We start from the raw sequence: 14,572 nt of genomic DNA on the forward strand, positions 1-14,572 counted from the left end.
AACTATTTTTTGAGTTGAAAATTCGTGGGGATACCTCAGGTCGAGACGGCCTAAAGGCCTCCTCAGCTCGAACGGCTTTGATCTAATGTCCTTCCCTAAAAATTCACCAAAATTCCATGCTATAGTCCTAATTATTCAGTTTCCGTTTAGAGAGACCTATGGCAACAGCAACTGACTCAGCCTTTGCAGCATTCAAGCATCGAGTTTTTACAATATTATGGCTAGCTACGCTTATTTCCAATATAGGCACATGGATGTTTAATGTGACTGCCGGTTGGTTAATGACTACTCTTAATCCCTCACCACTTATGGTATCAATGGTACAAGCAGCCACCGCGCTGCCCATTTTTCTGTTTGCACTGCCAGCAGGTGCCTTAGGGGATATTTTTGAGCGGCGTATCATCTTGCTGGTTACTCAGATTATTTCAGCTTTTATTATGTTTATTTTTGCAGGGATGTTATGGACAAAGGATAGCAGCGCCTGGGAACTATTGTTGTTCACCTTCCTCAGCGGTGCTGGCGCAGCCTTTTCTAATCCAGCCTGGCAGGCAATTGTTCCAAACTTAGTACCCAAAAATAATTTACAGTCAGCTATTGCACTTAATGGGGTATCTATCAATGTTGCGCGTGCCTTAGGGCCTGCACTGGGTGGTTTTATTCTTGCTACTCTAGGTGCCGTCTTTGCAGTATTACTCAATGCTATCTCCTATGTCATTATCATCATAGCCTTGCTCTGGTGGCATAATACAAAGCAACTAAGCGATAATGCTTTACCCCGCGAACAATTGGTCGGTGCGATGCGTGCTGGCATCCGCTTTGCACTTCGTAGTACAGCCTTAGTTGATACCATTATCCGTGCTCTGGCCTTTATCCTCTTTGCCTCTGCCTATTGGGCCCTGTTACCACTTATTGCTAAAGATTTACTGCATGGTGGTCCTGGACTGTATGGCGGCTTGCTTGCCGCTTTAGGAGGCGGTGCAATCCTCGGAACCTTCCTTATGCCAGCTCTGAAATCCAGATTAAGCATGAATCTAATCGTTGCCCTCGGCACCCTTGCTACCGCAGCTGCCCTGTTGCTGTTTGTCTACGGTGGCTCCATTCTAACCGGCATAGTCGCTGGAGGGCTTGCGGGTATTGCCTGGTTGACCGTTGTATCGGCCTTGAATATATCCGTTCTACTTTCCTTGCCAGATTGGGTTCGGGCGCGTGGTCTTGCTATTTTTCAGATGATGTTCTTTGGTACGATGACTGCTGGTTCTATTCTATGGGGACAGGTAGCCGATCATCTTGGACTGAGCAAGACCTTGATACTTGTAGCCTTATTAGCAGTTTTAGGCATCATTTTGACCTGGCGTTTCAAGCTAAATCTTGATGAGAAACAAGACCATACACCAAGTAGTCATTTGCCTGATCCCGTTGTTGTAACGCCGATAGAACATGACAATGGCCCGGTTCTAGTAACACTCGAATATTCTATTGCTGATGCTGACAGGGAGCGTTTTATTGAATTGATAAAAGAAGCAGGAATTACCCGTCGCCGTGATGGCGCTGTGCAGTGGGGATATTTTGAAGATGTAACTGAACATGGGCGCTTCATCGAAGTGTTCATTGTTGAATCCTGGGTCGCCCATTTGCGGCAACATCGCCGTGCTTCCCAGGCAGATAAGCTCTTACAGGAGAGTATAAACAAGCTGCATCAGGGCGAGACAAAACCACGTATCACACATGCAGTGACGCCCCGCCCTGGCAGCAAAGTCAAAGACTTACCCAAGGTGCATTATGATTAATAATGGGGGCAACAACTACTGTCATTGTTACGATCAGAGTAAACAACAACGCCGAACTTATACTGTAATAGGTCACCCCCGCCACCCTAACATAGCCCGTCATCCTGAGCGTAGCGAAGGATCTCCGGGACTAGCACAATGCCGCATTCAGGAGATCCTTCGCTACGCTCAGGATGACGGAAGGGGAGCGACCTTCTACTTAATTATAAGTATACGAGGGACTAGCAATTGTATCAGGCTCTAATGCGTCCATTATCAAAGCAACGGGATAAGCGATAAACATTGAAGCCAAAGCTACACTCATAGCAAAGCCAGCGATAGCAAAGGTTATCGAAGTAATCCAAGGTAAAACTGGCACAACTGTTGATAGAATTACACAGGCTGCAACCCCCAGCAAAAGCTCTTCTGTCTTAGGATTTCTGGAATCCAAAAAAGCAGCAAATGTTAAGGTATAGGGGCTTACTGCAAAGAGAGCTGTTTTTGTGAAGAAAGAAGCATAGAATTCAGTTAAAGAACGTACTGCAGGCATAATTATCTCACCATTTGGTTATTATTTAGTCTGCAGTAGTCTATACCAAATTGGTTCAATTGTTAACTATTGGCGATGGGATTAAAAAAAGAACGCCTACCCACCACCCTTTATGCGCGGTAGGTAAGTGTTGTGGAGCTCTTAGCGCTTGGCCCTTTAAGCCTGCAATGCCACAGGGCTCACAGGTGCATCCGGTGCACAATCGTCAATCTCAGAGACAAGCTCACTAACTTGACTCTCATAGACGCGGCCTAATTTTGGATCGAAACTAAATTCAATATGTAAAACCTTACAGAGATCTTCAATAGCCTCCTTAAGCCAATCAACAAACTTATCAAAATCACCTTTACCAGCCTGATCAAGGGAACTATAGATCTGAGCATTAGCAACCTCGTTTATAAGCGTAGCAGGCAATGTGTTAAGAAATGCTGTCGCATCATTCACTTTTTGACCAAGCCCGGAATAAGGAGGAGTCATTTGAATCTCATTCAACCAAGAAGCTGCCATACCCATTTGAGAATTTAGCCGTCCCCCTGACTTTTTCAATAGTTCAGTTTGTTCATCTGTGAGATCGTTGTTGCTCAACCACATTGAATTCACACGGCCACTAAGGCGCATAAGTATATCGTGTGCCTTACTCAAGTTATCTAACAAATCACCTACTAGCTCTTTTCGTTGAGCTTCCATTTGTCTATTGAACTCAAGTGCCGCCTCCAAAATTTGTTGAGCCTTTTCCAGCTCTTGCAGTAAATCCTTATAATTAACCTCAGGATCAAAGCCTTTTGTTTTTGCTGCTAGCAAGATAGAACGGTTTTGCTTATAGCCTCTCAATATTTGGCTAATATCTTGATCTTTTAGCCTATCACCCAGCTCATTTCCTCCTTGCGCTGGCCATTTTTGCAAAGCGATCTGAACTTGTCGCCATTGATCAACCCCGCCAAAAAAGTTAGAGGGGGACTTAGCCTCATATACCGGATAGGCAGCTAAGAACCCATTAATGATCTCCACTCTCTTCGCATCTAAGCTATCTAATTTTCTATGAAACCTGTTTAGGTTCACAGTAGTTTCAGAAAATTGAGCCAAGCTAGTCAACAATCCAGTGCAGATCTCGTCAGTTTTCGGTTCAGCAAAGATAATTGCTCTGAAATCTTGTTCAAACTTCTCACGCCATAAGGGATCAGCAAGTTGTTGTATGAGTTGTTGATCGTCTGCAAAGTTTAAATCCGTATCTAATACAAGCCCCATGCCTTCTATGAATGCTTTGTTTCGCTGATAGGCAGCGCTAAGATCTTCAGGGATTCCTAAGTCTAGTGGAGCCGAAGAATTCGCTCTATTGTCGCTTATTTTTGCATGGATCACTTCCATCTTTTCTTCTAGAGTAGTTTCTGACCAATCCAGCTCGACGGGCTCCATTGCGCTTTTGCGCCCTAAGGCAATTTCCTGAATATGATGGAATTGGCATAAATTAGTATAAGCACGTTGCTCCTTTAGCCCGGCTAACCGGCTTGCAAAGTTTGCCATAAGCCCATCATTGACAAAGAAATGTAAGGGCCATTTATTCAATTTTTCATGCAAAAATCTCAGATCTTTTGCAATGCTAGAGCCCGGGTTAAATTTCTGCTCAATAGCGAGTTCGCTATTCACAACAGAGAGCCAATGCAATTTATAAGCTTTGGCGATATAGTCACGGCTTTCTTTTAATTCACTTAACTCTGAAAAATTATAACTTTCAAATTGCTTACTATCTGGCAAAGCAACCCTTTGTTGTAAAGCTGAATAACGATTAAGATGATCAGCCAAAAAGGTCTGCAGTTCCCCGCTTTTCTGTTTCGCAAACAGGGTACTTATTCCTTCATCAAGGTTAGCATTTAGATCCTCAGAAAATTGTAGCTGCTGCATAAAAGCAGACAGAACCTCATTATTTATTTTTGGATATTGTTTTTGAAAATCTGCTTTTAAATTGCCGATTTTCTGATATAAAGCTGTGAGTGTTTGATCAAGCTCTTCCGAATCACCTTCCGTCGCGTAGAAATAATTATACAGTTGGTTTATGAATTGATTGGGCTTGGCATCTGGCCCAATCTGTTGAACTAGCTGTTGTTGATAATTAAAAGCCATCGCTTGTTGGTAGTTCTTAAAATCATTGCCATTAAACTCTGGAACATAGGCATAAATGCCTTGCTCAAAAGCATTATCGGCAAACTCAGCAAGCTTTTCACAGTAGGCAATTAGCTCTTCACGTGACCAAAAAGTAATAGACGATTTGATAGATAAATTTGATATATCCGAGGTATCAAGCTGCTCATCAACAACTACAAATTCCTGCTCAGCAAGAAGTTTTTGTAATTGAGATACCTCATTCAGTTCCCCTGTAAAATGCCCTTCTCTGAAATTCTCCCCTTTAGCTAATTCCCGCACTGCATCTAAAAGCACTGGATCGGCCCGATGAGCATTTTTGTTCGAAAAGTACATAAAATTATGTTTAGCTTTCGCCTTAGTTATTTTTGATTTACCTAAACAATTATCGAGCCCCCAAATAACCCTATTCATTTCCTCAAGTTTTGATTGAATGTGCTCAATCGGAGTATCAACTAAATCTTTCGCAAATCGGAAGCCTCCACTACTCGCGGTCAGTATTTCCAAGGCCTCTTTTCGTATTTTCTCGTCTTTAAATATAACTAAGGGTGATTGCAAACCCTTATAAGTTTCAAGAAGGCTTTCTTTCTTTTGTGCAAACTCCTCTCTCAGCTTATTTTCCTTGGCTTGTGCCGGTATTACTGCATAAATCTGTTCGATGAGAGGCAGTATCTGTGTCTTCAAGTCCTTCAACTCAAAAATCCTGTTTAATAAATGGCTATAATTCTTAAGCTCCGGATCTTTTACTGAAGCAATTTCACCTTCTGCCTTGTTAAGCTGCTGCATCAATTGATCCAGGGATTTTTTAAGCTGAGCAATAACAGGACCATTTTTACCTTTTAATTGCGAGTCTAGTTTTTTCTGCAATTCGGTGAGTTCCTGCGAAAGAGGCTCGTAGGTATCATAAAACTTAGACTTTTTAGTAGTGTACAACTGCTCTTTGTTATCCGATTGCTTAAATTCAACCAAGGATTTTTCAATGGCATCAATTTCATTGAAGAGTGGATTTACTGTCTGCAACATTTGCGTCAATGCGCTATTTTGCTGTTCTAATAAGTTATTTGCTGAGCGAAGCTTTTTAAGCTCATTGCTACTAGTTTCTTCATCTTTTAAGGTATTAAGTAGCTGCTCAAATTGAAGGAAATGTTCATCTATTCTCTGCTTAATTTGTACAGCTTCTTTAACTTTTTCACCCACAAGCTCATAGAAAGTATCCCTAGGTTTCGCTTTGAGATAATTAACAAGCTTGTTCCATACTTCCCGCGCGTCACTTTGATTTTCCAAGGTAGATTTATATAAACCTTCTAATTGCTCGAAGGCATTATTTTGTTTGAATTGTGAAAGTGAAAGCGCTTGCCATCTTGTCTCTTCAAGTTGTCTTAAGACTTGCAAATTTGTAGAAATCTTAGAAACCAAGGCAGCATTTAGCATCCTTAAGTCGGTTAATTCTTTAGTAAATTCAGCTTCGGTTAATTCTTTAGTAAATTCACCTTCGCTTACTTCATCGATTTTAACGGTTCGACGATTTTTCTTAAGTTTAGCAATTGTTTGGAGTTCGGCGTCGGCGTTTAATAGGTCTGCATAATCCTGGGCAGTAGGCTCCGATTCTCCATCAGAAAATTCTTTTTTGACAACCTGCTTTGCCTTCAGCCATCTCTTCTTCAACTGAGCATGAATGGGCATACTTCCCAAGTGTTTTAGCACCTCGTCGCGTTTAGCAGCATATTGCTGCCTCTTCGCCTTGGAAAATGTTTTCACTTCATTCTCAAGCGCAACCAATCTCCAAAACTTAGGACCTAAAGCTTTGAGATGAGTTTCCAAAACAGCTATTTGCTTAGTTGCACACTCAGCGCTATTCTTTACGGCACTTGCTTCATTGAATTCGGATTCCAAGGCCTTGAGAATATTATTTATCTCAACTTCCAACCGCTCCGCTTCATTAATTTCCAAGCCTAAATTTGACCGAGCAGCTTTAGTATCCGGGCTCGATAAACCTGTTACCTTTGTAAGTTTAATCTGAGCAAACTCGGGTTGCTTGAGGTATCGAAATTGTTTGGTTTTAAAACCTTTTAGTTCTATAAGTAAATTACGGATTTCCTGAGTTAAAGGGTTATGTTCTGTTTTAGTTTTAGACATAGCAAGACCTTCTGCAGGTTTAAACTGGATGTTTTTTAATCATACTGCAATAACATTAACCCTTTATTAACAAGAATTGATTTTTTAAAGAAAAGATCGAAGCAATAATCATTATCGAATCGCGGGGGCTAGCAGTAATACAAGACAGATCCCGTGGTCAAGCCCATGGGTATCTACACAAGTGTCTGTAATAGGTCATATCCCTCCTGGTCTCAACACTACGTCATCCTGAGCGCAGCGAAGGATCTCCTGAATGTGGCACCGTGCTAATCCCGGAGATCCTTCGCTGCGCTCAGGATGACGTGGCGTTGGGGGGACAGGGCGTTCAATTACAGACACTTGTGTAGATACCTATGGGTCAAGCCACGGGATTTCGGAATAGTAGATATCTGGTATAGTTACGACAAATTTAATCCAGTTTTTGCAAAATGATGACAAGAGAGCAATTTAATATTGTAAAACTCACCGCCTTGGGCGGGATGTTGGAATTTTATGATTTTACTATCTACGCCTTATTCGCCCCCTACCTTAGTTATCACTTTTTCACCAATACCTCTCCCCTCATAGGTCTGATCAATACCTTTGCTGTATTTGCCTTGGGCTATTTTGCCCGCCCAATAGGGGGTCTATTCTTTGGTCACTTAGGCGATCGCTTTGGCCGAAAATCCGCTTTTTCCTTGGCTGTTTTTATCATGTCAATTGCCACATTATTAATGGGTTGCTTACCTAGTTATCAAACAGCCGGGATAATTTCGCCCCTCGCATTAATTATTTTGCGATTAGTACAGGGATTTTCGGTTGGAGGCGAAATACCTGGCGCAGCAATCTTTATCATTGAGCATGTGCCTCAAACCAGGCGGGGCTTTGCGATTGGTTTTGTCTTTATGTGCATTACTCTAGGAAATACCTTAGGCGCTGGCATTGGGTTATTGCTCACGACCTTTATTGATCAACAGCAAATGATGAGCTGGGGCTGGCGAATTCCCTTTGTCCTTGGGTTTCTCTTAGGCATTGTTAGCTATCTAATTCGGCGAAAATCAATTGAAACACCAGCATTTATTGCGATGAAGCACAATGAAGAAATTCAGCGTATTCCAGCCCTTGTACTACTTCGCAAATCAAGAAAAAAATTACTGACATGCTTCATACTTACAGCTTTACCCGCATCAATTATTTCCTTATTTCTTTATCTGCCAACCTATTTAATCAATACTGCAAAGATTGCAGTTTCTTATGTTTACTGGGTTAATTTCATCGGGTTTTTATCGTTTTCACTAATGACCTTATTATTTGGCTGGCTATCTGACTTTCTTCCGCGAAAAAAATTATTGGTTAGTGGCGCGCTAAGCTTATTAGTCTTCAGTTATTCACTGTTTGAGCAATTAACCACAGTTGGTGAGCCATTTATCTGGTTTTTTGTACTTGGCTTTGCCCTACTTGGCGGAATGATCAATGCAAGTTATGTCGTGTTTATTGTTGAATCCTTTCCAACTTCCCTACGTTATTCTGGTGTGGGTTTAAGCTATAGTCTAGGTATAGCCTTATTTGGTGGAATTGCTCCCTTAGCCTTTACTGGGCTTCTTCAATTACTCACCATCAAAGAAGCACCTGCCTTTTATCTGTTGGGCTGTGCAACTCTTACCTTAGCAGGGGCCTTTGTTCTATCAAAAAGTAGCAGCTCTACCGTTCGGGCTGAGGAGGCCTTTAGGCCGTCTCGGAGCCTTTCACAGTGAGGCTTCGAGACGCGTGCTTGCGCACGCTCCTCAGCGTGAACGGCTAACCAGCACTTAAGCAATCGGCACTGTCAACCGCAACATCACCCGATCCATCGAGGGAGAGACTCGGGCATTCACCTGGCGCGTCGCAATGTTACCAAGTGCTGTGGTGTGGCTTGGCAGAAATACATGCTTGTAGTCGAGACCAATAGTGGCTCCGGAAAAACCAGGCAGCGAGATTGACGTCGCTATCCTGCCACCGACATAGCCACCCGCCCTCCAGTTATCTTTCGAGGCTACAAAGGCTGGCACTCCCGGCATGACTGCACAGTAAGTCTCGCAGTTATACTTGACTGTCTGGTTCAGCTCAGCCAGACCACCGGTCAAGGAAAGGCTTAATCCTGAGGCTAACTGGTCAGTGATCCAAGCACCAAACATGAACATGTAATTGTCGCTAATTTTGAAGGTATCGCTACCGTTATCAGTACCAAAGGGCCCACCAGGAATACCTGCGATAGGTCGGCCGCTACCTGCGAAGGCATTGAAATTGCCATCGATCCCCAAAGCGAGCGAAGAACCCAAAGCGTTGCTGGACAGCGATGTTTCTGCGAGCATCGCACTTGCGCCGAGTCCAGCACTAAAATCAGAGCTCCCCTGACTAGTATGGTTGCACATGTGATCGTCTTCAGATCCAGCAGAGAAATTGCCTCTATTGACGAAGCTACTTGTGGCGATGGCACCACCGAGCGAGCCACTCAGCTCGAACCTCGGATGACCGGTGGTGGAGCGCATAGCGTGTCCGCATAAGCTCATAGCCTCTGCTTCATCATAACGATTCTGCAGAACCGTGAGATTGCTATTGTCTTGTGCAATGACAAATTCTAACCTCGACTTGCTAGCATACCACCTCTCAGCGGCAATCCTCCCTTCTGGCGGGCCGCCCTTGGTTTCTTCGGCAAGCTGGTCGCTGGTTGCCTTGATCTCAGCCTTTATAGCATCGATCTTCGCCTTAAGGTCCTCGGGAAATTTCTTTTTATCCTCGGCATTGGCAAAGCAAGTGGGTAAATCAGGCGGCTTTACTGTTTCGATAAGCACATTGTCAAGCGAGAAGCGGATCTCGTTGATGTCGGAGAGACTTATTTCCCTCTTTCCATGATCGCCGGCACAGACCGGCTCCTCAAAATCAACTGTACTCCATCCTCCGACATGATCGAGCAACATAATATGGGTGAGTTCATGCATGATGACCAGCACGGGGTCGAGACGTTTCTCGCCATTAGGGCCATCCTTAATGTCCCAACCATTCGCTCCACCCTGCACAACCTGGTCATTGGTCGAGAATTTGTCGATGTCCTTGATGATCTTGACTGACTCAGTGGAACCCTTTGTCAGTCGTGTACCGGTCTGTGACGCAGTGACATCCCCAGGCGGCTTCCCTTGGTCACGGGCTTTCAGTTGATCCTTATAGGTATCAGGCTCGATAAAACCGAAATCAAAGCCGGCTTTCTCATCGTCCTCCTTGCACTCGACGAAGGTTCAACCAGTCTGGCGCGACTTATCGTTCCAATTGTCGATTGCCTTATGGATCCAGCCTGGCCAATTTGGATCTTCAGCGACTGATGGCTGTAGGCGGTAGCAAAGCGTGCGCTTTTTGCCCCAGATATTCGACATACCATAGTAGTGTGCCGACACCGGCATGCTTACAAGCAGCAGAATGATCCACAAAAGTCTGCTGCGGATGATTGATGGTTTCGCGTTCTTTTTCACAGTCATGTGGGGTTTTCTTCCATAAAATCAGGAATAAAAATCTTAGCATAGATGTAAGTTCCAAAGACCTACGTCATGTCGAACGTAGAGAGACATCTCCTGAACGCAGCACTGTGCTAATCCCGGAGATCCCTCACTATGTTCGGGATGACGGAGTCTTGCCCCAAAGAGGCTGGGCGCTCTGGATGACAGAATGTAGAGCGTGACCCATTACAAAAATAACTGACTTGCTAACACCTGCACATTAGGCTCAAAAAACATTGTTTCATGATTCCCAGGCACATTGCAGCGCAGTAAATTACCCTCGATATAAGGCTGCCAACCGTTATGCGCATCATCTATTGCTTTAAAGGATGGCCATATCTCATTCGCTTTAAAAAGTGTCGCATTGACCTGGAGGCCTGACAATTTGTAATCTGTTAATAACTCCTTGCGATACTTCTCAAGCTTAGACAGCGATTGTTTTATTTCGGGATTTAATAACTGCTCATTGGCTTCGGCCTTGCTTAAAAGAAGCCGGGTATCATCATATAAAATATGACTAGGATAGTGAGCCCAGCCATCAAATAATCCTAAAAATTGAATTGCTTTGTTGTCATGAATAAGTTGTTTTGCCATTTCGAAAGCAACCGTTGCGCCGAAGGAGGCGCCACCTAGGCAATAATTATCCCCTTTATATACTTTTTTTATTTCCTGCAAATAAAAACCAGCCATGTCTTCCAGGGTCTTAAACTGGTGGGTCACACCATCTACATTGAGATCTTGAATACCATAGACTGTGTATTTACCTTGCAGATAAGAGGCTAATTGCTTATACCAAAAAACTGAACCGCCAACGGGATGAACCAAAAACAAGGGTATTTTTTCTCCACCTTCGGCCAGTTTTACGAGAAGGTTTGGATAAGTTATCTGCACGTGAATATCCTTCGTGCTTAATATTTGCTCTATTCTTAGTGCCAAACTGGCAATAGTCGGATATTCAAAAACAAGCTGCAAAGGTAAATTAACAGCATAGTGTTCCTTTAAAGAAGAGATCAGTTGTAAAGCCATCAGGGAATCACCACCCATAGCAAAAAAATCGTCATGAATGGAATGAATCACAGAATGAAAGACCTGTTGCCACAAGCGTGTCACCACAACCTCATAGGAATTTAAATCGGAATTTGTTGCAAGCTCATCAAGTTGTAAAAGTTGGTAATTTTGTCGTTCTAAAGCTGCAAAATCGATTTTTTCATTCTCTTTTAGAGGAATAAACTTAATTAGGAAAAATTCACTTGGAATCATATACCTAGGCAAATACTGGCCGAGATAGTCACTTAGATCCTTAGTTGTTCTTTCTTGTTTGTCGGTTACTAAATAAGCGCGCAAATAAGAGACCTTTAAGCGATTTTTCATCACAACAACCACCGCCTGCAGAATCCCTGGCATTTTGGCTAGGGTGGCCTCAATAGCAGGCAACTCTATCCGATAGCCTTGGATTTTTACCTGATGGTCGTTTCTGCCAAAAAACTGTAAGTCACCCCCAGGTAACCAACAAACGATGTCCCCAGTACGATATAAAATTTCATTAATCTGCGAGAAATTAGCCTTGATAAATTTATCTTGGGTCAATTCAGCTCGATTAATATACCCTCTACTAACCTGGGCACCACCAACATATAACTCTCCTTTTACGCCCACCGGACATAGACTTTTGAATTGATCCAAGACATAGCAGGTTGAATTAAAACCAGGTCGGCCAATTGGTACCGATGATTCTTCCACAAGTTCATCCTGAATCACAAAGTAAGAAGTCACCGAAACGGTGGTTTCCGTGGATCCGTATTCGTTAATAATTTGATGATCGGGACAGAGCGATAACCATTTCATCACGTCAACGGTTGGCACAGCATCAGCACCAAGTAAGACATAGTGAAGGGTCTTTAGATCAACAACGTCCTCGGGATAGTGCAATAGCATTTCAAGATAGCCAGGAGTCAGCTCGACATGCGTAACATCATGTTGTTTAAGATGATTTAAGAAATGTTGTGGATTTGTTTTTTGCGCATTGCTGGCTATTACAAGAGCCCCTCCTACCAGGAGTGGCGCAAGTGTGCAGGGAATAGAAAGGTCAAAAGCAATTGAGGAAGAAAAATCGATACGGCAATTTTCATCAAAATGGGTCGTTTCAGTAAACCATTTACAATAATTGATAATATTTTTGTGGGTTACCATCACTCCCTTCGCCCTTCCTGTAGTACCTGAGGTGAACATCACATAGGCTAATTTATCAGCAATATCCAACTTGGGTCTTGGTCGCCGACTCTGGGGTAAATCTTGGGCTAAGATTGCCTCCACCTCTAATAGATGAATAGCTTTCCCCTGTTTTGCAAAAAAACCGCTTAGATCTTCCCAATAATTTTTTTGAATAAAAATATATTCAAGGTTGGAGTCTTCAACAATTTGTTCAATTCTTAAGGCAGGATATTTAGGATCAAGCGGAACATAGGCGCAATGTGCTTTCAAAATCCCTAAAATCACGGCGATCATTTCAACCCCGCGCAAGAGATAGAGGCCAATTAAACTTTGCTGAGCTACACCTTGACGTTCTAACTCATTAGCAATTTGCTCAGCCATCTCATTAAGTTGGAAATAAGAGGTTTCTTCATTCGCTGAATAAATAGCAATTTTATTTGAATTCTCTGCAAGTTGCGCTTCAAACAACGTCTCTAAAGACTGCCCAGACAGATATCTGAATTTCCCCTTTCCCCAATCACGAATCAAGGTACGGCGCTCTGTCTGAGTCAAAAAACAATATTTTTGTACAGAAGCATAAGGGTAACTAACCAGTTGAATCAGGATATTCATAAGATGCTGGGTTGCATTTAGCAAAAGGGCTTCAAGCTGGGCACCATATAAACGATGGCTTATCTCTACCTCGCCAACCAAGGGGTCAATATTAAAATAAAGAACTGTATTATCTTGGCAGCAATAATCCTTGTCCCCGGCCAAGTTAATGCAAATCTGCAAATCAATAGTATTACCAACAAGCTCAGGGTGTCTTGCTGTAATGTCACTTAAAAATACTGGGCGCTTATCAACTTCCATTAATGCTTTTGTTGTTAGATCCAGTGCGTCTTGGAAGGAAAAATCTCCTTTTTTATAAAATGACAGGGGTATGAAGGTCGAAAAAAGCGAGCCAAATTGACTGTTTAAGTATTTATATTCAGGATGAACTAAGGCTACCGTAACCCGTTCATACTGATTCAAGCGTAATAAATAGATAAAAACGGCTGTTAATAGCATTTCCGTCTTATTTAAAAATACTTTGTTAGGAAATAAGGCATTAATTTGAATAGGCTTATCAAAGCGCACAAAGGCCTTATCTTTATTGATGTTCTTATAAGTGAAGGTACTATGTTCTGTAATCGCCTTTATCTTTTTAATCCAATAGCGTTCATGGCCTAAGGCTGTATCGTGGTATTTCCTTTGTGCTTCGAACTCTTTGACCTCATAAAAAGGCAAATTATCTCCGACTTTCAGATTGAGAGAATTTGCCCATTCTTCAATTTCAAGCATCAGACCAGCTTTTGATAATAGACATGTAAACCGAATCGGTTGGCTTAGGGTTGAGACAACTAAGGCATCTTTCTCAATTGCCAGGATTTTGCCTAAACTTTCGTCATTTCCTTTAAAATCGTCAGTCAATTTGGCTTGAGAAACAATGACATAATCGTCAGCAACTAATAATTTTAAGGTACCCACATAATTACTATATCGTCCTAAGGTTAAGGCACGCGATATCCGCTCAATGGTTTTCGCCGAGAAAAGCCGCCAATCAATATAACCAAAGCAGGGTAAATGGTGGTTTGCGGCAAAATAACTCCGGTTTTCAAGATTCTGCCTGCTCGGAGACACTAATCTTGCCTCAATGAGCTTTAATAGCTCTTCGAAGGATGAAATAGCATATTCATAGCATCTTAAATTTAAGGTAAGCGCCGTATCATTAGGATAAATAGGGACTTTCTTTTGAAAAATTATTTCACCCTCATCTATCGAGTCATTCATGACATGCCAGGTCACACCATGCTCTTTTTCATTTTGCACAAGTGCCCAAGACGTTGAATTAAGCCCAGCAAATTTGGGTAAATACGAGTCATGGTAATTAATGGCATAGTAGCGTGCTAATTGTCGGATGGGTTCCGATAAAACTCGGCCATTAACAATACTAAATAGATAATCCACCTGAAAGGATTCTATGCTTTCAAGCTTTTCAATAGAGGATATCCAGGGAAAACCATGATCTGTCGCCCATTCCTTGACATTGTCTAAAGATGAAATCACTAACCTAATACGATGATGTCGTTTGAGGAGCAAGTTTCCACATTGAATAACCAAGCTATCATCACCAATAAGACAAACTTCTATTTCCATATACAGTCCTTAAATGGTATATAATGACCAAATTAGCCAATCATTCTAGAAAGAATCAAAAAGATTAACAATTTGCACATAATATCATA

Annotated in this window: 7 protein-coding genes; 2 read left to right on the top strand and 5 right to left on the bottom strand. The window is 42.4% G+C overall.

Going from position 1 to position 14,572, the window contains the following annotated elements:
- Positions 1-158: 158 nt before the first annotated feature.
- Positions 159-1,787 (top strand): MFS transporter, encoded by a 1,629-nt coding sequence (locus BN1094_RS09810; RefSeq protein ID WP_043874230.1) that lies wholly within the window; start codon positions 159-161, stop codon positions 1,785-1,787.
- Between the two features lie 199 nt (positions 1,788-1,986).
- Here the strand turns inward: BN1094_RS09810 and BN1094_RS09815 are convergent, their stop codons facing one another.
- Both BN1094_RS09815 and BN1094_RS09820 read right to left on the bottom strand, forming a co-directional pair.
- Positions 1,987-2,316: a hypothetical protein gene (locus BN1094_RS09815; RefSeq protein ID WP_043874231.1), complete on the bottom strand. Its 330-nt coding sequence runs from the start codon at positions 2,314-2,316 to the stop codon at positions 1,987-1,989.
- Positions 2,317-2,472: 156 nt separating this feature from the next.
- The gene (locus BN1094_RS09820; protein ID WP_043874232.1) at positions 2,473-6,588 is read right to left on the bottom strand and encodes a hypothetical protein; all 4,116 of its coding nucleotides are present in this window, start codon (positions 6,586-6,588) and stop codon (positions 2,473-2,475) included.
- A gap of 428 nt (positions 6,589-7,016) precedes the next feature.
- Here BN1094_RS09820 and BN1094_RS09825 point away from each other — a divergent pair, with 428 nt between their 5' ends.
- A complete protein-coding gene (locus BN1094_RS09825; RefSeq protein WP_081935107.1) occupies positions 7,017-8,321 on the top strand; it encodes an MFS transporter in 1,305 nt (434 codons plus the stop codon).
- A gap of 54 nt (positions 8,322-8,375) precedes the next feature.
- Here BN1094_RS09825 and BN1094_RS09830 read toward each other — a convergent pair whose 3' ends face one another.
- The 3 genes from BN1094_RS09830 to BN1094_RS18850 all read right to left on the bottom strand — a co-directional run bounded on the left by BN1094_RS09830 (position 8,376) and on the right by BN1094_RS18850 (position 14,483).
- Positions 8,376-9,623: a hypothetical protein gene (locus BN1094_RS09830; protein ID WP_043874233.1), complete on the bottom strand. Its 1,248-nt coding sequence runs from the start codon at positions 9,621-9,623 to the stop codon at positions 8,376-8,378.
- 289 nt (positions 9,624-9,912) lie between these two features.
- Positions 9,913-10,119 (bottom strand): hypothetical protein, encoded by a 207-nt coding sequence (locus BN1094_RS09840; RefSeq protein ID WP_043874235.1) that lies wholly within the window; start codon positions 10,117-10,119, stop codon positions 9,913-9,915.
- Between the two features lie 161 nt (positions 10,120-10,280).
- Positions 10,281-14,483 (bottom strand): amino acid adenylation domain-containing protein, encoded by a 4,203-nt coding sequence (locus tag BN1094_RS18850; RefSeq protein ID WP_052403233.1) that lies wholly within the window; start codon positions 14,481-14,483, stop codon positions 10,281-10,283.
- Between the last annotated feature and the right edge of the window lie 89 nt (positions 14,484-14,572).

Source organism: Legionella massiliensis, assembly GCF_000756815.1.
GTDB lineage: Bacteria > Pseudomonadota > Gammaproteobacteria > Legionellales > Legionellaceae > Tatlockia > Tatlockia massiliensis.